The organism is Nocardioides sp. JQ2195, assembly GCF_012272695.1.
GTDB lineage: Bacteria > Actinomycetota > Actinomycetes > Propionibacteriales > Nocardioidaceae > Nocardioides.
This window is the reverse complement of sequence record NZ_CP050902.1, coordinates 3,912,165-3,932,539: the sequence shown is the minus strand read 5'-3', so window position 1 is coordinate 3,932,539 and position 20,375 is coordinate 3,912,165. Positions and strand designations below refer to the sequence as shown.

Sequence of the window (20,375 nt, the reverse complement as noted above, 5' to 3'; positions counted from 1 at the left end):
CGCTCTAGTCTCCGAGAGGTGGAGACCTTCGACTACGTCATCGTCGGTGCCGGCAGCGCCGGCGCCGTGCTCGCGAACCGGCTGACCGAGGACCCCGGCACCACGGTCCTCCTGCTCGAGGCCGGCCCGCCCGCCGATGCGGACGAGATCTCGGTCCCGGCCGCGTTCGCCACCCTGATCAAGACGCGTTGGGACTGGAACTACCGCACCGCCGAGCAGAAGCAGCTCCACGGGCGACGCACCGACTGGCCGCGGATGAAGGCGCTCGGCGGCTGTTCGTCGATGAACGCGATGATCTACATCCGCGGCAACCGGCTCGACTACGACACCTGGCGTGACGAGTACGGCGCCACCGGCTGGGGGCACGACGACGTGCTGCCCTACTTCGTCAGGGCCGAGAACAACGCACGCCTCGGCGGGCCGCTGCACGGACAGGACGGTCCGCTCCACGTCGAGGACCGCCGCTACACCCACGAGCTCACCGAGGCGTGGGTCGACTCCGCGGTGGCGAGCGGCTTCAAGCCCACCGACGACTTCAACGGGCCCGAGCAGGAGGGGGCGGGGCTCTACCAGGTCACCCAGCACAAGGGGCGCCGCTGCTCGACCGCGCGGGCCTATCTCGACCCGGCCGCCGACCGCCCGAACCTGACCATCCGCACCGGAGCCCTCGCCGAGCGGGTGCTGATCGAGGGCGGCCGGGCGAAGGGCGTCGCCTACCTGACCGCGCAGGGGGCGCAGACGGCCTTCGTCGACGGCGAGGTCATCCTGAGCGGCGGGGCGATCAACTCGCCGCAGCTGCTGATGCTCTCCGGCGTCGGCCCGGCCGCGCACCTGCGCGAGCTCGGCATCGACGTGGTGGCCGACCTGGCCATGGTGGGCGAGAACCTGCATGACCATCCTGCGGTTCCGTTGGTCTTCCACACCACCGGCACCACCGACCTGGCCGACTTCAACAACCTGTCCAACTTCGTGCGGGCCAAGGCGCGCGGCACCGGACCACTGGTCTCCAACGTCGGCGAGGGCGGAGGCTTCTGGAAGAGCCGCGACGACCTGGCCGCCCCGGACCTGCAGGCCCACGTCGCACCGTGCGGATTCTGGGACAACGGCCTGCACGAGGCCACCACCCGCAAGGTCACCGTCGCGCCGACGCTGGTCAACGTGGCCAGCCGGGGCCACGTCCGGCTCCGCTCGGCCAATCCCCGGTGGCACCCCGAGATCGATCCGAAGTACTTCGACGACCAGGCCGACCTCGACGCCATGGTGGCCGGGGCCAAGCGACTGCTCGAGACCACGCGCACCGGTCCACTGGCCTCGTTCATCGCGGGTCCGGCGATGCCGGGGACCGACGACCCCGACAACACGCAGCTGGTGGAGCACATCCGCACGCTGGGGCAGACGCTCTACCACCCGGTCGGCACGTGCGCGATGGGAGACGACGAGCGCTCCGTCGTGGACCCGGAGCTCCGGGTGCGCGGGGTCGACGGCCTCCGGGTGGTCGACGCCAGCGTGATGCCGATGGTGCCGCGCGGCAACACCAACGCCCCCACCATCATGATCGGCGAGAAGGCTGCCGACCTGATCCGCAACCAGGAGGACCGATGACCGACAAGCTCGAATCACTCAACCCGATCACCGGCGACGTGGTCGGCACCTACCCCATCGACGACGCGGAGTCGATCGCGGTCGCCGTCGACCGGGCCCGGGCGCTCCTCCCGTGGTGGGTCTCCATCGGGTACGACGGCCGCAAGGACGTGCTGGCCCAGTGGCGCGGCGTCATCACGCGACGGATGGCGCAGCTGGCCCAGGTCGTGCACGAGGAGACCGGCAAGCCGCACGCCGACGCGATCCTCGAGATCGGTCTGGCCATCGACCACCTGGCCTGGGCGGCCGGCCACGCCAGGAAGACGCTGGGTCGCCGCAAGGTCAACCCCGGGCTGCTGATGTCGAACCAGATTGCCGAGAAGGAGTACAAGCCGCTCGGTGTCATCGGGGTGATCGGCCCGTGGAACTACCCCGTCTTCACCCCGATGGGCTCGATCGTCTATGCTCTCGCGGCCGGCAACGCGGTGGTCTTCAAGCCCAGTGAGCACACGCCCGGGGTCGGCCAGTGGCTGGCCGACAGCCTCTCGGAGGTGCTGCCCGACCAGAGCCTGCTCACCTGCGTCCACGGCGTCGGTCCGACCGGGGCGGAGCTGTGCCGCGCCGACATCGACAAGCTCGCCTTCACCGGCTCGGCCGCGACCGGGAAGAAGGTGATGGCCACGTGTGCGGAGAACCTCACGCCCGTGGTCATCGAGGCCGGCGGCAAGGACGCCATGCTGGTCGACTCCGACGCCGACCTGGTGGCGGCGGCCGATGCCGCCGCCTGGGGAGCGTTCTCCAACGCGGGCCAGACCTGTGTCGGCGTGGAGCGGGTCTACGTCCACGAGCAGGCGTACGACGAGTTCCTGGCCGAGCTGACCAAGGCCAGCACGGGGGTGCGAGCCGATGTCGGGGCCCAGCTCGGGCCGATGACGATGGAGAGCCAGGTCGGTGTCGTGCGCAGCCACATCGAGGATGCGTTGTCCCGCGGTGGCCGTGCGGTGATCGGTGGCGCGGCAGCGGTGGGCGACCGGTTCATCCAGCCGACGATCCTGGTCGACGTGCCCGAGGACTCGCTGGCGATCACGGAGGAGACCTTCGGTCCGACGGTCACCGTGACCCGGGTCAAGGACATGGACGAGGCCGTCGAGCTGGCCAACGGCGGCAGGTACGGCCTCGGTGGAGCGGTCTACAGCAAGAAGCGCGGCGCCGAGCTGGCCCGACGGCTCCGCTCCGGGATGACCTCGGTGAACTCCGTGATCGCCTTCGCCGGCGTGCCGTCGCTGCCGTTCGGTGGTGTCGGTGAGTCCGGCTTCGGTCGGATCCACGGGGAGGACGGCCTCAGGGAGTTCACCTACACCCACTCCACCACCCGCCAGCGGATGAAGCCGCTGCTCAACCTGACCAGCTTCACCCGGGGTGAGAAGGAGGAGACCGCGTTCGCCACGCTGCTGACCGCGCTCCACGGACGCGCCTCCCAGGTCCGCGGAATGTCCGACTGAACCGACCGTCGCTCCACACACGACCACCGGTTCTGGCAGTCTGTGGGGCATGTCCAGGAAGCCACGGCACCGCGGCCGCACGCCAGCAGCCTCTGCTGCCGTGCAGAAGTACGCCGCGCAGCAGCCGGGCCTGCAGGCGATCACCAAGCAGTATGTCGGCCTGATCACCCACATGCTCGACGACGCCGGCATCAACTACCTGAGCGTCACCGGACGCACCAAGTCGGTCGCGTCCTACGCCGGCAAGGCCGAGCGGCTGGCCGACGACGAGGACCCGCTCACCGAGATCACCGACATGATCGGGGTCCGGGTGATCACCTACGTGCACGCCGACGTGGCGGCCGTGGCCGACGTGCTCGGCGACGAGCTGGTGGTCCTCGACGACCGTGACCTGGGCCAGGAGACGGCCAACGAGGGGCGGTTCGGCTACTCGAGCCGCCACGTCCTGGCCACCGTGCCGGACGACGGCCCGGGTCGGCTGCGGGGCCACAACGCGTCGGTCCAGATCCGCACGGTGCTGCAGCACGCCTGGGCCGAGTTCGAGCACGACATCCGCTACAAGGGCAAGATCCCCGAGGAGCACGCCCCCGACCTCGACCGCCGCTTCACCCTGGCCGCCGGGCTGATCGAGCTGGCGGACAAGGAGTTCTCCCGGATCCGCGACGTCCTCCGGGCCACGGTCACCGAGGAGCGCGACGAGACCGACGAGCAGGACCCGCGCATCGACGCCAAGGAGCTGGCCACCTTCCTCGGCACCCAGTACGCCGACGTGGGTTGGTCCCGCACCGACCACTACGCGTGGATCTCGGGGCTGCTGCTGGAGCTGGGCATCGCCTCGCTCGACGAGCTCTCCGGGCTGCTCACCTCCATCGACACCGAGTCGATCGACGCCCGGATGGGCTACAAGTATCCCGCCGGCGCCGTGCGCCGACTCGACGACGCGCTGCTCGCCGTCTTCGGTGCGCGCTACGTCGGCCTGCACGGCAATGCCCACCGCGTCGAGCTGTTGCGCGCTCGCCTGGAGAAGCTGCGCGCCGACCTCCCCGACCTGCCCGACCCCTCCGACCACCCCGTCCCGAGCCCCGACCCCGAGTAACGCCGTGTCCACGTCACTCCGCGGGTGTCCGGTTGCGTGCGAAGTGACAACAGCCCCGCGGACGTGAGCTCACCAGGGGCTGGGCTTGAAGTCCTTCACGAAGCAGCCGTAGATGTCCTCGCCGGCCTCACCCATCACGATCGGGTCGTAGACCCGGGCCGCGCCGTCGACCAGGTCGAGCGGTGCGTGCCACCCCTCGGCGGCGATGCGCAGCTTGTCCTGGTGGGGGCGCTCGTCGGTGATCCAACCGGTGTCGACGGCGGTCATCAGGATCTGGTCGGTCTCGAACATCTCGCCGGCACTGGTGCGGGTCATCATGTTCAGCGCGGCCTTCGCCATGTTGGTGTGCGGGTGGCCGGCGCCCTTGTAGCGCCGGGAGAACTGGCCCTCCATCGCCGACACGTTGACGACGTACGCCCGGCGGGCTCCGGCGGCCACGGCGGCCCGCATTGCCGGGCGCAGGTTGGAGACCAGCAGGAACGGTGCGATCGAGTTGCAGAACTGCACCTCGAGCAGCTCCAGGGGGTCGACCTCGTCGACGACCTGGGTCCACGAGTTGTTGGTCTGGGTGTCGGGCAGCAGTCCGCCCGCGTCGACGGCGGTCCCGGCCAGGTGCGCCTCGAGCGAGGCGTTCCCGGCGGAGAGCGCCAACGCGGTCAACGAGGCCGCGGTGTGCGCGGCCCGCGCGTGCTCGATCGACTCACCTTCGTGCTGGGCGACCGCATCACGCTCGAGAGCGCCGGCGATCGCGGCCGGGTGGGCCTCGGAGATCCGGTCGAAGGAGACCATCTCCGGGAGCTCGCGGTCGCTCGGCAGGGGAGCCGACTCCATCTCGACGAGCTGGCTGTAGGCGCCCGGTGACCGGCGCACGGTCTGGCAGGCGTTGTTGATCAGGATGTCGAGCGGCCCGGAGGCGGCCACGTCCTCGGCGAGCGACACGACCTGGGTGGGGTCGCGCAGGTCGATGCCGACGATCTTGAGCCGGTGCAGCCACTCGTCACTGTCCTCGAGTGCGGAGAACCGGCGTACGGCGTCCTTCGGGAAGCGCGTCGTGATGGTGGTGTGCGCGCCGTCGCGCAACAGCCGCAACGCGATGTACATGCCGATCTTGGCGCGGCCGCCGGTGAGCAGCGCGCGCTTGCCGGACAGGTCGGTGCGCTGGTCGCGCTTGGTGTGGGAGAACGCGGCGCAGTCGGGGCACAGCCAGTGGTAGAAGGCGTCGACCAGGGTGTAGTCGCGCTTGCAGATGTAGCAGCCACGCGGCTTGAGCAGCTCGCCGGCGAAGTCACCCGTGGTGTTCGAGACCAGCGGGATGCCTTGGGTCTCGTCGTCGATCCGCATGCGTGAACCGGTCGCGGTGGACTCGATGACGGCCCGGTCGGCGGCCGCCTCGGCAGCCCGCTTGCGCAGCCGGCGGGTCTGCTTGAGCGCCTTGTACATGTGGGAGGCCGCGTGCTTGACCGTGGTCACGTCCGGGTGGTCGCTGGGCAGCTCGTGCAGCTGGTCGAGCACCCTGACCGCGATCGCCAGCTCGTCGGGGTCGATCGCCTCGCGCGTGGGGGAGGCGTCTTCGGCTGGCTTGGTCACCGCCAGATTGTAGGCCCCCGTCCAGTAGCGTCCTACTTCGTGCTGAGAGCCCTGGTCGCCGACACCGAGCCGCTGCGCAACGACCACTTCCGGCGGCTGTGGGTCGCGAACATCATCACGGTCATCGGCGCCCAGCTCACGGTGGTCGTCGTGCCGGCCCAGATCTACGCGATCACCGGCTCCTCGGCGTACGTCGGTCTCACCGGCGTCTTCGGCCTGGTCCCGCTGGTGGTGTTCGGCCTGTGGGGCGGTGCGCTCGCCGATGCCGTGGACCGGCGGCGGCTGCTGATGATCACCACGGTCGGCCTGATCGTGACCAGTGGGTTGTTCTGCCTGCAGGCCGCCGTCGGCAACCGCGACGTGTGGCTGCTGCTCGGGTTGTTCTCCCTGCAGCAAGCGTTCTTCGCGGTCAACCAGCCGACTCGGAGCGCGGTGCTGCCCAAGATCCTGCCGGCACGGCTGCTCCCCGCGGCCAACTCGCTCAACATGACGGTCTTCATGGCCGGCGCGATCGCCGGACCGATGGTCGGCGGCGCGCTGATCCCGGTGCTCGGCTTCGCCTGGCTCTACCTGGTCGACACGGTGACCCTGTTCGCCACCCTGTTCGCCGTGCTGGCGCTGCCCGCGCTGCCGATCGAGGGCGTCGTCCAGGCACCCGGGCTGCGGTCGGTGATCGACGGGTTCAGGTACCTTCGCGGTCACAAGGTGCTGATGATGAGCTTCGTCGTCGACATCATCGCGATGGTGTTCGGCATGCCCCGCGCCCTCTTCCCCGAGATGGCCAACACCGACTTCGGTGGTCCTGCCGACGGTGGGCTCGCCTTCGCGTTGCTCTTCGCGGCGATCCCGGCCGGCGCCGTTCTCGGGGGCGTGTTCTCCGGTTGGGTCTCGCGCGTGGAGCGCCAGGGACGTGCCGTGATCATCGCGATCCTGGTCTGGGGTGCCGCGATCGCCCTCTTCGGGATCTTCGTGGGTCTCGCGAACGGCAGTGGCGGCCTCATGCTGGCTGGTGCGGTGGCGATGCTGATGGTCGGCGGCGCGGCCGACATGGTCTCGGCGGCGTTCCGGCAGAGCATGCTGCAGAGCGCGGCCTCCGACGAGGTGCGCGGCCGGCTCCAGGGAGTCTTCATCGTGGTGGTCGCCGGCGGCCCACGCATCGCCGACGTCGCCCACGGAGGCGCCGCAGCCATGGCCGGTACGGCGACCGCGGCCGCCGGCGGAGGCATCCTCGTGGTGGTGCTGACGATCGGGGCAGCGCTGGCGGCACCTGCGTTCGTCCGTTATCGGCTGGCCCGCCCCGATCCCGTGTGACGCGGTGTCCCTCGACATGGGTGCCACATGCAACTAACGTGACCCCACCTGACCAGGAGGTGTGATGGCCGACACACGATGCGACATGACGCACCGTGCCTACGAGTTCGCCCTCGGTCAGGGCCTGGGATTCTGGGAGCGCAGTGCCACCGTGGTCCGGCCGTCGTCGTCGACCCCCGGTCGCGCCGGTCTGCGGTCCCGGTTGGTCGGTGGACGCAAGCAGAAGTCGGGCGACCTGGTGCTGCACACCTTCGACGGTGGCCTCGTCGTCGAGAGGCGCAAGGGCGGCGTGCTCGGCGCCGCCTACGACGCGGTCACCGCAGGACTCCTCGACATCGACCCCAGTGGTGTGGCGTCCTCGCCGGCGCTGGCGCTCAACCTCACCTTCGACGGGAGCCGGACGCTGCTTCTCACGGAGTCCGCGACCTGCCCGGTCGACGAGCTCCTGGAGCTGGCGGGGCGTTGCCGCGCCTGCTCACGGGCACGGGTGGAGCACCGGCAGGTCATCCAGGCGTTCGGTGAGCCGGACTGGATCTGACCGGTCGGGTTGCGCGTCGGACCTCCCGCGGCCGGGGGCGGCCGGTCTCGTAGGCTCCGGGCATGCGGATCTGGTCGCTCCACCCCGATCAGCTGGACGTGCGGGGCCTGGTCGCGTGCTGGCGCGAGACCCTGTTGGCGCAGAAGGTGCTGCGCGGCCTGACCCAGGGCTATCGCAACCACCCCCAGCTGGTCCGGTTCCGTGCCACCGACGATCCGGTCACGGCCGTGGCGACCTACCTGCACGGTGTCGCCGACGAGGCCGACGCGCGGGGCTACGGCTTCGACCGCGGGCGGGTGGTGGCCCCGCGCGACGACGCGCTGCGGATGCCGGTCACCGACGGCCAGGTCGCGCACGAGTGGCAGCACCTGCTCGCCAAGCTCGAGGTGCGTGACCCGGCACGCCACCGGGCCCTGCTCGCGCGCACCCCTCGGGTGCACCCGGTCTTCGACGTACGCCGGGGGCCGGTGGAGCCGTGGGAAGTGGTCCGGTGACTCACTCCTCCGGAGGAATCACCGCACGGACCCGCGTGACGAACTCACCGAAGTTGGCCATGAACCCGCGGAGGAACTCCTCGGTCTCGGCGTCGGTGACCGTGCCGTCATCGGTGATGAGTCCGTCGGTGAACTTGATGTAGGCCTCGGGAGCGTTCATCTGCGGGGAGTCGCAGAAGCTCAGCACGCTGCGCAGGTTCTGCTGGGCGACGGCGGTGCCGATGTTGCCGGGTGAGGCGCCGATGACCGCCGACGGCTTGCGGGAGAAGGAGTTCTGGCCCCACGGACGGCTGGCCCAGTCGATGGCGTTCTTCAGCCCACCGGGGATGTCGCGGTTGTACTCGGGCGTGACGAACAGCAGGGCGTCCACTCCGGCGACCTGCTCCTTGAGCGCTCGCGCGGGCGGTGGGTAGTCGCCGTCGAGGTCACGGTTGTAGAGAGGGAGGTCCTTGATCGGGATCTCCTCGAACGAGAGGTTGTCGGGGGCCAGCGGGATCAAGGCGTTGGCGAGCCGCCGGTTGATCGAGTCCTTCGAGAGGCTGCCGACCAAGAAGCCGACCTTGTGCACTGTCATTCCAGTTCCTCCATCAGTCGCTTTGTCCGCTCCGAACAGTCCTCACCATGCCGAAGAGGCGGGATGAGCACAATGTCCCGCATGTCGGCATGGACGCGCGGAGGCCCGTGGGCCTCGGGTCACTCGGTCGGCTCGAGCGTCGGCTCCACGGATCCGGACGGGTCGACCTCGTCGCTGGGCACGTCTCCGGCGGCCTCGTCGGGCGTGTCGAAGCCACACTGGCGGGTCTCCTGCTTGACCTGCTTGGTCAACCGGGACTTGCCGGCCTCGTGTGCTTCGGCCACGGTGCCCTCGAAGATCCGGCCGTCCTTCGATTCCAGGTTGACCGCGGAGGCGTCCGCGCAGAGGTGGAAGACCTCGCCCGACTTGGTCCAGTAGACGAGGTTCTCGCCGGTGATCTGCTCGACCTGGTTGGTCTCCTCGGTGTACTGCTCGACCGACGGCGCGTCCCACTCGACCCCGAACAGGGTGGCCACCACCATCACCGCGATGCCGATGCCGCCGGCGACGGCCTTGTCCTTCTTGTCCAGGTCGCCGTTGAGGAAGATCATCACGATCAGCGGCAGGAACGCGACGACGGTGACGATCGCGCCGAGCTGGTTCTGCACGAAGAACCGCACGGTCTCCTGACGTGAGGCCGGGTCGAGCCGGTTGGCCTTCTTCCACAGGAAGGAGCCGCCCATGGCCAGGGCACCGATCACCACGATCAGCCCGATCAGGACGATCATGTTGACGTCGTCCTGCTTCAGCACCCAGAAGATGCCGAGGAGCTCGCCGGCGATCGCCAGCGCCCACAGGGCTGCGGCCACCAGCCGGAACGTGGTCGCCTTCTTCCTCGCCCCGGCCGACGGCTTCCAGCTGGGGTCGATCTCCGGGACATCGGCCTCCCCGCGGTGATCGGAGCCACCCGGGGAACGCGGAGCGCCGGTCGACGGGGCCTTCTTCTCGGCCCGGACGATCTTCTTGCCGGACGACGACTTCTTGACCATGGGGGCTCCCGGGATTGCGGCGAGGGCGATTTCGCCCAAATATCCCACGACTACAGGTCGATGGCGCGGTTCACCCACGTCGACGTGACCACCATGCCCACCTTCTCGTAGAGGGACAGTGCCCCGGTGCGCGAGTCGGTGCTCAGCTCGCACCGGTCTGCGCCGTGGGCGCGGGCCTGGGTGAACGAGTCGGCCAGCAGTGCCTGGGCGAGTCCGCGCCCGCGCACGTCCCGGCGTACGGCGAGGCGCTCGACGAACGCGCACTGCTGCGCCATGACCAGCGAGGAGACCCCGACCACCGAGCCGGCCGGGTCCACCGCGACCCGCAGGTGCCAGGGTCGGAAGCCCGGTCGCTGCACCACCTTGGCCAGGAAGTCCTCGAACGGGTCGCGCTCCCGGTCCGACCACTCGAGGAAGGCGTCCTCGACGACGGTCCACGCGGCCCGGTGGTCCTCGTCGGTGGCCGCGCGGATGGTGTGGCCCTCCGGCAGTGGCCGCGGTGGGATCGCGGAGCCGGTGGGGAGCTCGAGGATCCACGAGCTCCAGCGCACCCGGAAGCCGAGGGTGGCCAGGAGGGTGTCTGCGGTCGACCCCTGCGGGACCGGCATGCCCACCACCGACGCACCTCGCGATCGGGCGGTGGCCACGACCCAGTGCGCCAACCAGGTGCCGACCCCGCGGCCGTGGTGGTCGGGGTGCACTGCGGCGTCAGCCCGGTCGTGGCCGCCGAGCTCGGCATAGCCGAGGAGTCGGCCCGACTCGAAGACGCCGATCGTGCTGGTGGCCAGGTCGAAGCTGGGGCGCCGCCAGTCGCTGACGATGTCAGCCAGCTCGATCGCCGCCTCCCCGGTCGCGGCGACCTCGTCGGCCGCCATCGCATCGGTGACCGACTGCGCATCGTCGAAGGACAGGGCTCTGGTGGTCAGGCCCGGGGGAAGTTCCATGCCCGGATTGAAGCCCTTTCGGGCCGGGTGCCGCATCCCATTTTGTCGGTATCCGTCCCAGGTGCGAGACATCAGGTGCACCTCGGCCCGGCGAAATGCCGAACCGGCCGACTCCGAGACGGGTCGGCCGGTTCTGCGCGATGGTCACCGTGCGTCAGTGACGCACGGTTCGGATCACGCGTTCTTGATCGCGGAGACGTCGAACTTGAGCTTGACCTTCTCGGAGACGAGCACGCCGCCGGTCTCGAGCGCGGCGTTCCAGGAGAGGTTCCAGTCCTTGCGGTTGACGGCGACCTCGCCCTCGAAGCCCACGCGCACGTTGCCGAACGGGTCCTGGGCGGAGCCGGTGAACTCGAAGGGCACGGTGACGGGCTTGGTGACGTCCTTGATGGTCAGGTCGCCGGTGACGTTCCAGTCGTCGCCGTCGGCCTCGACCTTGGTGGAGACGAAGGTGATGTTCGGGTACTGCTCGACGTCGAAGAAGTCGCCCGAGGCGAGGTGGCCGTCGCGGTCGGCGACGCCGGTGTCGAGGCTGTTCACCGCGATGGTCAGCTCGACCTTGGAGTTGGCCGGGTTGGCGGCGTCGACGACGGCCTTGCCCTCGAAGTCCTTGAACGCACCGCGGACGGTGGTGACCATCGCGTGCCGGGCTTGGAAGCCGATGTAGGTGTGGCTGGCGTCGATCGTGTAGTCGCCGGAGATGTCGGACAGTGCGCTGGTGCCGGCGTCGAAGACGGGCTCGGCGACGGCGGTGGACTTGTTGCGGCTGAAGATGCTCATGGTGGTGGGCTCCTGAAGATGGTGATGGTTGGGGCTTTCATTGAATCTTCAACTACAACACTGCCGGACTCATTCCTGAATGGCAACGAATGTGAGCCACTTCACACGATGGGGTGCTCGAGCCATCGGCTTCAGCGCAAATGCGTGACTTGGGCCATACCGGCGTCGTAAGGTCGCCGAACGCTTGATGGTTGTCAAGATTTTGATCGATTCCGAGAAGCGGGCGGCACGGCGACAGGAGATCTCCGATGATCGAGGTGCACCAGCGCGACAGCCTGCGCTCGGTCGTCGTCGGAACGGCGGCGAAGGCGGTGGCCCGACCGTTCATGCGCTGGTTCCCGGTCAGCGGCCCGATCGCCCCCCTGCGCCACAGCATCGACCTCGGAGCCCGGCTCGCCCCGCGCCATCGCGACACCCGTCACGAGACGATCTCCGGCGAGGGCTGGACGGGCGAGCTCGTGGCGCCCAGGGGCGCCTCCTCCGGCCCCGGGGCGATCGTCTACTTCCACGGCGGCGCCTTCGTGTTCTGCGGACTCGCCACCCATCGCCGCATCGTGGAGCACCTCGCCCTGCGCACCGGCCTGCCCGTGCTCAGCGTGGCCTACCGGCAGCACGACAAGGCGCTGGTCGACCAGAGCATCGCCGACTGTGTCGACGCCACCAACTGGATGGTGGAGCGGGGCTTCGACCCGGACCAGCTCGTGCTCGCGGGTGACTCGGCCGGCGGTCACCTGGCCTTCGCCGTCGCGCTCGAGGCGGCTGGCCAAGGCATCGCGCTCGCCGGTGTGGTCGGCCTGTCGCCGTGGTTGGAGTTCGACAACACCGAGCGCCGCAACCACGAGAACGCGCGGCGTGACCACTACATCCCCTCGCGTCGCCTCGACGCCATCGCCCGCCTGGTCACGGGCAAGCCGATCCACGACCCCGCCATGTCGCCGGTGAACCGCGACCTCGCCAAGCTGCCGCCGACGATGATCATCTGCGCTGCCGACGAGATCCTTCGCTACGACGCGGAGCTGATGACGCAGCGACTGCAGCGTGCCGGGGTGTCGGTCACCACCCACATCTGGGAGGGCCAGGTGCACGCCTTCCCGGTGCTGGGTGACCTCCTCCCCGAGAGCAGTGGGGCGATCGACCTCGTTGCCGACTTCGTGCAGCAGCGGATCGGCTCCCGTCCGCGCCTGCGCGCAGTGGCCGACCTCGCGGTCTGAGGTCTTCGCGTCCTCGACCGGCGACCTCCTCAGCCGGCGGCGGTCCAGTCGGCCCGGGAGAGGAAGACGAACTGCGCCTTCTTCTCCGGCATGGCGACCTGGGGGCCGACCTGCATGTCCAGCCTGCCCAGGATGTTGAGCGACTTCTCGTTGCGCACGTCAGGCTCGAGCACCACGCGCTGCACCTTCGGGTCGGAGAACACCCAGGTCGTGAGGTGTGCGAAGAGGGCGTCGGTGAAGCCTTCCGGGCGCTTGCCGGGGCCGATCAGCAGGTGGACGCCGATGTCACCGGGCAGGCGGTCATAGAACTGGCCGATCTCGTCGACGGCCGGGTCGTAGGTCTGGAACAGTGCCCACGGTTCGTCGTCCCAGCAGACGAGGTGTGCCGCCAGGTGGTCCTGCTCGTCGATGTAGGCGTAGATCTCCTCGACCTCGGCCACGGAGCGGTCGAGCATGCCCCAGAACCGGGCGCGCTCCTCGGTGACCCACCGGTGCAGCAGGGCGCTGTCGGTGGCCGGGTCGACGGGCCGAAGGACAATCCGGGCGTTGAGAGTGGTCGTCATCGGTCCTGTTCCGTGGTGGTTCTCGAACGACGGGCGGCGTCCTCGCGGAGCACCTTCCAGTCGGTGGTGACGGGGAGCAGCGTGCCGCTGGCCCAGGCCTCGAACTGGTCGGCCTCGTGGGGGCTGCCGGGGACGCCGCTGCTGCCGAGGGGGACCGCCCAGCGGCTCCGGTCGCGATCAGCCAGGTCCCAGACATATCGAGCCACCGGCCCACGGACCGCCGTGTCGGTGCCGGGGATCCAGCCGTTGGCGGCGACCGAGCTGGCGTCGCCGGGCAACGGCACCCCGGCCACGGGCACGGCTTCGTCGTCGAGGCCGAACTGAGCCAGGCCGGTCAACGGCCCGAAGCCATGGCGCTCGCCCCACGGGCGGACGTCCGTGGCAGCCGCCTCGAGCGAGGCGCGCAGCAGTGCCGGCACGTCGATGTCGAGCTCATGCCCGTGCACGAGGAGTTGTGGGATGGACTGACCGACCCGGGAGGCAGTCGAGAGCCACGGCCGGTGCATCACGCCGTGGACATCGACGTCGGCCAGCCTCTGCAGCGGCCCGGTGCCGCACAGATGGTGCACGAACTGCTCGCGCACAGCGTTGAAGACCGCGGCGCCGGGGCTGTCGACGGCCATCTCGAGGTCCCAGGCCGCCAGGGTCCCGCGCAGCAGCTCCGCGGTCGGTGAGACCTCCGGGAGCGCGGCCAGGGCCTCCAGCAGGGCCTCGGCCCCGAGCTGGCGGACGTCGGTCAACGGCCGGATCGCGTCGTCGGCGCTCCAGTCGTCGCGCTCGTCCAGCAGCTGGCTGATCCGGTCGGCTCGCCAGGGCTCGGCGAAGTGACTGCTGATCGCGTCGTACGCCGGCGTGGTGCGCTCGTTGGCGGTGACCACCCGGCCCTGGTCGCCGGGGTCGACCACGGGCATCTCGTCGACCCAGCCGGTCCACACGTGGCGGGGCTCGGCTGCGGGCACGATGCCGAAGCGGTTCGCGAGGTCGCGCTCGGGCACCCTGCCGGCCACGCGGTGCCGCACGACGCCGGCCGTGTCGGCGACCACCCAGTTGTTCAGTGGCTCCACCCAGTGCTCGAGGGCCGCCTCGACCTCGGTGACGCTGCGGGAGCGGAGCAGGGGCAGCAGGGCGCCGAAGCCGAGGTCGCCCAGGGCGTACGACGCCGTGCGCAACGCGACCGGCTGGTCGTCGAAGACGATCGGTCCGCGCTCGGTGACCACGACCTCGATCACCTCGGGCTCGTCGTCGAGGACGTCGATGGTCTCCTCACGCACCTCGACCGGTGCCCAGCCGTCCGGGCCCAGGGCCGACAGGACGCCGTCGCGGACCTCGAGCTGCTCGGCGTACAGGTCCTGGTAGTCGCCCATCGCGTTGGTCAGGCCCCAGGCCACGGAGCCGGTGTGGCCGAAGTGCTGGATGCCCGGGACACCGGGGAAGGTGAACCCGACGACGTCGAAGTCGGGGCAGGCCAGGTGGGTCTGGAGGTAGACGTTGGGCGCCTCGAAGACCCGGTGCGGGTCGCCGGCCACGATCGGTGAGCCGGTGGCCGTGCGTGCACCGGTCAGCGCGAACGCGTTGGATCCTGCGGCCGCCGGCGGCTCGACCGACAGGGCGCGCAGACCGGCGGGGCCGAGTCGCCGCGCGACGCGGTCGCGCCACAGCTTCGAGGGGTAGGAACCGAACTGCACCTGCTGCACGAGGAAGACGCCGAGCGGGGTCCACGGCATCCAGCGCCGGTCGCGGAACGCCACGTTGATGCCGTCGGTGAAGGCGACCAGGAAGTCACGGGTCTCGTCGTCGACGGTGTCGAACGCGCGCTGGGCCAGCGCGTCGATCCCCGCACGACGCGAGAAGCGGTCCCACTCGAGCCCGGCCGGACCGAGGTGGGCCGCGGTCCCACCCTCGCTGCGCAACCTCTCGAGCTCGATCTGGGCCGCCCGGGCCCGGGCCATCTCGTGCCCCTGCGCGAAGGCCAGCTCCTCGAGCGAGTCGGCCCTGATGTGCGGGATGCCGAAGGCGTCGTGGATCACCTCGGAGCTCATGAGCCGGGCCTGCACAGCGGTGGGGTGTTCACGTCCCAACCCTTCCAGCACCCACGGGATTGGCCAACTCTCCAGCGAACATCAGGGATGCCGCCTGGTCGGCCAGGTCCACCATCTGCAGGGTGTTGCGCAGCTGCAGCCGGTTCAGGCAGCTGTGCCGGAACGTGGCCCGGGTGAGGTCGTGCCTCGCGGCCGCGTCAGCCAGCTCGGGGTGGTCGGCGAGGTGCCGGTCGAGGCAGGCCCGCACCTCGGACCAGAAGGCGGACCCGGGGAGGACACCGTCCTCGTCGAGGATCGTGGCCAGGTGTCGGAAGAAGCCGTCGAAGACGTCGGTGTGGATGGCCAGCGACTGCTCGTCGACGGGGACCGAGGCCCGGATCCGCTCGACCTCGGGCGGCAGGGCCAGGTCTCCCATCACGGCGACCTCCTCCCCGATGTCCTTCATGAACATCGCCACCGGTGTGTGGTCGCGGATCACCATGACCAGGTTCTCCCCGTGGGGCATGAACGCCAGGTCGTAGCGCAGGAGGCAGTGCACCAGGGGACGCAGGTAGGCGTCGAGATAGCTGCCCAGCCACTCCTGGGGACTGCGCCCGGACGCGGCGACCATCGCCGACGCCAACGACGACCCCTTGGCGTCGCGGTGCAGCAGCGAGGCCATCGTGGCCAGGCGTTCGCCATCGGCCAGCTTGGGCAGTGGGCTCTCGCGCCACAGGGCGGCCAGCATCTTCTGGTAGGGCGAGGTGGCACCCAGGGCGTGGAACGCGTCGCCCGTGTAGCCGATCGCAGCGCACTCACGCAGCACCCGGAAGCCCCGTGCCCGCAGCTCCTCGTCGCCCGCGACCAGGTCGTGCACCCAGTCGTTGATGGCCGGCGTGACCGCCATGTACTTCGGGGAGAGCCCTCGCAGGAAGCCCATGTTCTGGATCGCCAGTGCGGTCTTCACGTAGTGCCGCTCGGGCGCGCTGGTGTTGAAGAACGTGCGGATCGACTGCTGGGCGCGGTAGTCGTCGTCACCTTCGCCGAGGAACACGATGTCGCGCCGGGCCACGTCGGGCGCGAACGTGATCGTCACGCGGTTGATCCACTGCCAGGGGTGCAGCGGGAGGTAGAGGTAGTCCGCCGCGGCGAGACCGAGGTCGGCCAGGGCAGTCGCGAAGCGACGCAGCGTCCCCGCACCCAGCTCGTCGCGGTAGAGGTCGTCCTCGGTGAGCCCGCTGCCCAGCGACAGGGCGGCCAGCGAGCGGCGTACGGCCACCCAGACCAGTCGCACCGCGCTGCCCGTCTCCGGGGCGTACGCCGCGTAGTCGTCGCTGCCGTAGCCGATCCGGCCGTTGTTGGCCACGAATGCGGGATGCCCTTCGGTCATCGCCGCCTCGATCTCCTGGTGGTCGGCGTGCAGCAGCTCCTCGACGGTGGTCGTGGAGTGCTCGAGCTTCCACGCGCACGACGCCAACGTGCTGGCCACCTCCTCGAGATAGGTCGGCAGCAGCGCGTCGGGGATCCCCAGCACCGGCGCGAACTCGACGAGGAACTGCTGGACGTCGAGCGGACGCTCCTCGTCGTCGACGGTGCGGACGAGAGAGTCGCGGTCGATGCTCCAGTGCTCCAGCTCGTGCCGTCGCGCGACGAAGCCGTAGCGCACCGAGCCGTCCGGGGAGTCGAGGGAGAACGTGGTTCCACGTGGAACCGGCGTCAGCAGCCGTTCGTGGGAGAACTCCGCAATCGCCTTGCAGACGAGGGATCTCTGCGCCGCTGCGAGGTTCTCGGGGGTCAGGTGGGAGACGTCGACGTTCATGCGGGGGCTCCCAGGCGTGCGGCGGCGTAGGCGGAGCGGGTGCAGGAGGACAGTGCCGCGGTCTTGTGGCCGAGGTCCACCTCGCGCTCGACCACGAAGCCCGCGCCGGCGTTGATCGTTGCGATCTTCTCGTTGCGCACGTCGGGCTCGACGACCACGCGCTGCACGGCGGGGTCGTCGAAGCAGAAGTCCATCACTGCGCGGAAGACGTCGGTGGTGAACCCCGGCCGGTGGGCCGACGGAGGTGCCACCAGCACGTGCATGCCCAGGTCTCCTGCGACGACCTCGGGCAGGCCGGCGAGGGGTCCGTGGCGCGGGTCGTAGGTCTCGGCGAGGAACTGGGGCACCCCGTCGGCCCGTCCCAGCCAGGCGTGGTGGTGTGGATCCGCGGTGATCGCGTCGTACTCGCGGGCCACCTCCTCGAGGGTGGCGCCCTGCATCTCCCAGAAGACGGAGCGCGGATGGGTCACCCACGCGTGCAGCAGCGGGAGGTCCCGCTCGACGGCCAGTGGTTCGAGGGTGAGCCTCATCGGGTGCCTCCGGGGTGTCCGCCGCGCAGGTGGTCGGGGACGCCGAACTCCTGGAACGCGATCCGCTTCTCCACCGGGTAGACCTCGCGGCCGAGCATCGCTGCGATGATCACCGAGTTGCGGTGCGCACCCATCCCGAGGTCCGGTGCGACGAAGCCGTGCGTGTGCTCCTCGGCGTTCTGCACGAAGATCTCGTCGCCGGCGCTGTCGATCGCATGGGTCGACGAGGCCAGGAAACGACCGTGGTCGTCCCAGCGGATCCGGTCGCGGACGGGGGAGAGGAACGCCGGCACCTCGCGGCCGTAGCCGGTGGCGAGGACCAGCCCCTGCGTCTCGAGCGAGAAGTGCTCGTCCTGCTCGACGTGGTGGAGCTCGAGGCGGGTGCCGCCGGCCACGTGCTCGGCGCCGGTGACGGCGGTGTTGGTGACCAGGGTGGTGCGCGTGCCGCCCTGCACCTCACGGCGGTAGAGCTCGTCGTAGATCGCGTCGATCGTCTCGGAGCTGATGCCCTTGTAGAGCGAGCGTTGCTCCCGCAACAACGTGTCGCGGACACCGGGCGGGAGGTCCTGGAAGTACGCCGAGTACTCCGGTGACGTCAGCTCCAGGGTCAGTTTGGTGTACTCCATCGGGAAGAAGCGGGGCGATCGGGTGACCCAGTTCAACGTGTAGCCGTGCTCGTCGATTCCGGCCAGCAGGTCGGCGTACACCTCGGCGGCGCTCTGGCCGCTGCCCACGACGGTGATCGACTCGAGCCGCTGCAGCTCTGCCCTGCGGTGGAGGTAGTCGGCCGAGTGGCAGGTGACCGTGCGCTCCTCGTTGGTCGAGCGGCCCGCGAGGAACGAGCGGGTTGTGTCGAGACCCAGGACCCCGCGCGCCACCTCCGGGACGTAGGGCTGGGTGCCGGTGCCCAGCACCAGCCGGCGGCCACGGTGGACCTCTCCGCCGGCGGTCGTGACGACGTACGCCGTGCCGTCGTGCTCGACCCGGGTGACCGGGGAATCGAAGCGCACGGAGTCGAGGCGTTCGGCGGCCCAGCGGCAGTAGTCGCTGAACTCGCGGCGCAAGGGGTGGAACGACTCGCGGATGTAGAACGGGTAGAGCCGCCCGACCTCCTTGAGGTGGTTGAGGAACGAGAAGCGCGAGGTCGGGTCGGCCATCGTGACCAAGTCGGCCATGAAGGGCACCTGGAGGGTGGCGTCGTCGAGCAGCATCCCCGGGTGCCAGTCGAAGTGGGAGCGGGCCTCGAGGAAGATCCCGTCGAGGTCGTCGATCGGGTCGGTGAGAGCAGCCAGGCCGAGGTTGAAGGGACCCAGGCCGATCGCGACGAAGTCCTTCATCGGTCCGCCCCCATCAGCATCTCGGCGCCCGCGGCGCGTACCTGGTCGACGATCCCGAGGATGTCGAGGGCGGTGGCCAGCGGGTTCAGCAGGGTGAACTTGAGCCAGACCTCGCCGTTGACCTTGGTCGAGGCGACCATCGAGCGACCGCTGGCGAAGAGCGCCGAGCGGATCCGGGTGTTCAGCTCGTCGACGCGGGTGGGATCCAGGTGGTGGGGGCGGTAGCGGAAGACCACCGTGCTCAGGGTGGGCTCGGCGGCCACCTCGACGTCGGCGCAGCGCACCAGCGCGGCGTGCACCTCGCCGGCCAGGTCGATCACGGTGTCGAAGTAGTCCCCGATCGTGTCTGGGCCCATGATCCGCAGGGTCAGCCACAGCTTCAGGGCATCGAAGCGCCGCGTGGTCTGCAGGGACTTGTCGACCTGGTTGGGGTGCGCTGCGTCCTTGGGGTTGAGGTAGTCGGCGTGCCAGGTGACCGGGTGCAGCGTCGCGGCGTCGCGCACGATGATCGCGCTCGCGGAGACCGGCTGGAACCACGTCTTGTGGTAGTCCACGGTCACCGATTCGGCCCGCTCGATCCCGCCGAGCAGGTGCCGGCGCCGTTGCGAGGCGAGCAGCCCGCCGCCGTAGGCCGCGTCGACGTGGAACCACGTGGCGTAGGCGTGGCACAGGTCGGCGACGTCGTCCAGTGGGTCGATCGCACCGAAGTCGGTGGTGCCCCCGGTGGCCACCACGGCCATCGGCACGAGGTCGTCGGCCACGCAGCCGGCCAGGGCGTCGGCCAGTGCCGAGGCCTGCATCCGGTGCTGGGCATCGACCGGGATGCAGACCACGGCGTCGTCGCCGAGGCCCAGCAGCCGTGCTGCCTTCTGCACGCTGAAGTGGCCGTCGGTCGAGGTGAAGATGCGCAGCCGGTCGAGGCCGTGCGAGGCGGCACGGTCACGGGCCAGGTGGAGGGCCTGCAGGTTGGACTGGGTGCCGCCGCTGGTGAAGATGCCGTCGGCGGAGCCCTCCGGGAACCCGATGCGGTTCGCCGTCCAGTCGACCAGGTGGCGTTCCATGAAGGTGCCGCCGATGCTCTGGTCGTAGGTGTCGAGGGAGGAGTTCACCGACGAGACGAACAGCTCGGCGACCAGTGCGGGGATCACGATCGGGCAGTTCAGGTGGGCGGCGTACCCGGTCTCGTGGAACCAGACGGCGTCGTCGAGGTAGAGCTTCGACATCTCCGCCAGGGCGGCGGCGGTGTCGCCCAACGGTGCGTCGAGGTCGACGTCGGCCACCAGCTTGGCGGCGAGCTCGGGGGCCGTGCCGTTCGACGGGCCGGTGACGGAGCGCAGCTGGCGGGACAGGTGGTCGATGCCGGTGAGCAGCGAGGTCGCCCAGGCGTCGGAGTTGATCGGGTGGAACAGGTGGTGCGCGGAGGCTGATGGGGTCACCGCGAACTCCTTCCGAGAATAAGGTTAGGCTTACCTTAGTGACCCGGACGGGGCGTTTGTCGAGG

General features: G+C 69.9%; 18 protein-coding genes. 7 read left to right on the top strand and 11 right to left on the bottom strand.

Features of this window, described 5'->3' with window-relative positions; genetic code table 11:
* Window positions 1-18 precede the first annotated feature (18 nt).
* From ncot_RS18670 to ncot_RS18660, 3 genes are read left to right on the top strand one after another with little or no spacing between them, the layout of a single operon-like run.
* A complete protein-coding gene (locus tag ncot_RS18670) occupies window positions 19-1,602 on the top strand; it encodes a GMC family oxidoreductase N-terminal domain-containing protein (RefSeq protein ID WP_168618955.1) in 1,584 nt (527 codons plus the stop codon).
* Entirely contained in the window at window positions 1,599-3,083 is a 1,485-nt protein-coding gene (locus ncot_RS18665) for an aldehyde dehydrogenase family protein (protein ID WP_168618954.1), read from the top strand. Before ncot_RS18670 ends, ncot_RS18665 begins: the two co-directional genes overlap by 4 nt.
* Window positions 3,084-3,132: 49 nt before the next feature.
* On the top strand, window positions 3,133-4,179 hold the full coding sequence (locus ncot_RS18660; protein ID WP_168618953.1) for a GTP pyrophosphokinase: 1,047 nt from the start codon (window positions 3,133-3,135) through the stop codon (window positions 4,177-4,179).
* Between the two features lie 69 nt (window positions 4,180-4,248).
* On the opposite strand, the gene ncot_RS18655 is transcribed toward ncot_RS18660, so the two are convergent.
* Window positions 4,249-5,766: an SDR family NAD(P)-dependent oxidoreductase gene (locus tag ncot_RS18655; RefSeq protein ID WP_168618952.1), complete on the bottom strand. Its 1,518-nt coding sequence runs from the start codon at window positions 5,764-5,766 to the stop codon at window positions 4,249-4,251.
* A 39-nt stretch (window positions 5,767-5,805) separates the two neighbouring features.
* On the opposite strand from ncot_RS18655, the gene ncot_RS18650 reads away from it, so the two are divergent.
* The 3 genes from ncot_RS18650 to ncot_RS18640 all read left to right on the top strand — a co-directional run bounded on the left by ncot_RS18650 (window position 5,806) and on the right by ncot_RS18640 (window position 8,109).
* Window positions 5,806-7,077: an MFS transporter gene (locus tag ncot_RS18650; protein ID WP_206065043.1), complete on the top strand. Its 1,272-nt coding sequence runs from the start codon at window positions 5,806-5,808 to the stop codon at window positions 7,075-7,077.
* 64 nt (window positions 7,078-7,141) lie between these two features.
* Window positions 7,142-7,615: a hypothetical protein gene (locus ncot_RS18645; protein WP_168618951.1), complete on the top strand. Its 474-nt coding sequence runs from the start codon at window positions 7,142-7,144 to the stop codon at window positions 7,613-7,615.
* Between the two features lie 62 nt (window positions 7,616-7,677).
* Window positions 7,678-8,109, top strand: a complete 432-nt coding sequence (locus ncot_RS18640) for a pyrimidine dimer DNA glycosylase/endonuclease V (protein WP_168618950.1) — start codon at window positions 7,678-7,680, stop codon at window positions 8,107-8,109.
* Between the two features lies 1 nt (window position 8,110).
* On the opposite strand, the gene ncot_RS18635 is transcribed toward ncot_RS18640, so the two are convergent.
* The 4 genes from ncot_RS18635 to ncot_RS18620 all read right to left on the bottom strand — a co-directional run bounded on the left by ncot_RS18635 (window position 8,111) and on the right by ncot_RS18620 (window position 11,396).
* The gene (locus ncot_RS18635; RefSeq protein ID WP_168618949.1) at window positions 8,111-8,683 is read right to left on the bottom strand and encodes an NADPH-dependent FMN reductase; all 573 of its coding nucleotides are present in this window, start codon (window positions 8,681-8,683) and stop codon (window positions 8,111-8,113) included.
* A 119-nt stretch (window positions 8,684-8,802) separates the two neighbouring features.
* Complete coding sequence (locus ncot_RS18630) at window positions 8,803-9,672, bottom strand: hypothetical protein (protein ID WP_168618948.1); 870 nt, start codon at window positions 9,670-9,672, stop codon at window positions 8,803-8,805.
* A gap of 50 nt (window positions 9,673-9,722) precedes the next feature.
* Complete coding sequence (locus ncot_RS18625; RefSeq protein WP_168618947.1) at window positions 9,723-10,616, bottom strand: GNAT family N-acetyltransferase; 894 nt, start codon at window positions 10,614-10,616, stop codon at window positions 9,723-9,725.
* A 174-nt stretch (window positions 10,617-10,790) separates the two neighbouring features.
* Window positions 10,791-11,396 carry a YceI family protein gene (locus ncot_RS18620; RefSeq protein WP_168618946.1) on the bottom strand — a complete coding sequence of 202 codons (606 nt, stop codon included), beginning with the start codon at window positions 11,394-11,396 and terminating at the stop codon, window positions 10,791-10,793.
* A 248-nt stretch (window positions 11,397-11,644) separates the two neighbouring features.
* Between ncot_RS18620 and ncot_RS18615 the strand changes: the two genes are divergently transcribed.
* Entirely contained in the window at window positions 11,645-12,607 is a 963-nt protein-coding gene (locus tag ncot_RS18615; RefSeq protein ID WP_168618945.1) for an alpha/beta hydrolase, read from the top strand.
* 29 nt (window positions 12,608-12,636) lie between these two features.
* Here ncot_RS18615 and ncot_RS18610 read toward each other — a convergent pair whose 3' ends face one another.
* Genes ncot_RS18610 through ncot_RS18585 form a run of 6 tightly spaced genes read right to left on the bottom strand, consistent with a single transcriptional unit; the run spans window position 12,637 to window position 20,310 of the window.
* On the bottom strand, window positions 12,637-13,170 hold the full coding sequence (locus ncot_RS18610) for a GNAT family N-acetyltransferase (RefSeq protein WP_168618944.1): 534 nt from the start codon (window positions 13,168-13,170) through the stop codon (window positions 12,637-12,639).
* Window positions 13,167-15,209 (bottom strand): penicillin acylase family protein, encoded by a 2,043-nt coding sequence (locus ncot_RS18605; protein WP_168618943.1) that lies wholly within the window; start codon window positions 15,207-15,209, stop codon window positions 13,167-13,169. Before ncot_RS18605 ends, ncot_RS18610 begins: the two co-directional genes overlap by 4 nt.
* A 28-nt stretch (window positions 15,210-15,237) precedes the next feature.
* Complete coding sequence (locus ncot_RS18600; RefSeq protein ID WP_168618942.1) at window positions 15,238-17,007, bottom strand: IucA/IucC family protein; 1,770 nt, start codon at window positions 17,005-17,007, stop codon at window positions 15,238-15,240.
* Window positions 17,004-17,537: a GNAT family N-acetyltransferase gene (locus ncot_RS18595; RefSeq protein WP_168618941.1), complete on the bottom strand. Its 534-nt coding sequence runs from the start codon at window positions 17,535-17,537 to the stop codon at window positions 17,004-17,006. The genes ncot_RS18600 and ncot_RS18595 overlap by 4 nt, the downstream gene beginning before the upstream one ends.
* The gene (locus ncot_RS18590; RefSeq protein ID WP_168618940.1) at window positions 17,534-18,874 is read right to left on the bottom strand and encodes a SidA/IucD/PvdA family monooxygenase; all 1,341 of its coding nucleotides are present in this window, start codon (window positions 18,872-18,874) and stop codon (window positions 17,534-17,536) included. The genes ncot_RS18595 and ncot_RS18590 overlap by 4 nt, the downstream gene beginning before the upstream one ends.
* On the bottom strand, window positions 18,871-20,310 hold the full coding sequence (locus ncot_RS18585; protein ID WP_206065042.1) for an aspartate aminotransferase family protein: 1,440 nt from the start codon (window positions 20,308-20,310) through the stop codon (window positions 18,871-18,873). Before ncot_RS18585 ends, ncot_RS18590 begins: the two co-directional genes overlap by 4 nt.
* Window positions 20,311-20,375 lie beyond the last annotated feature (65 nt).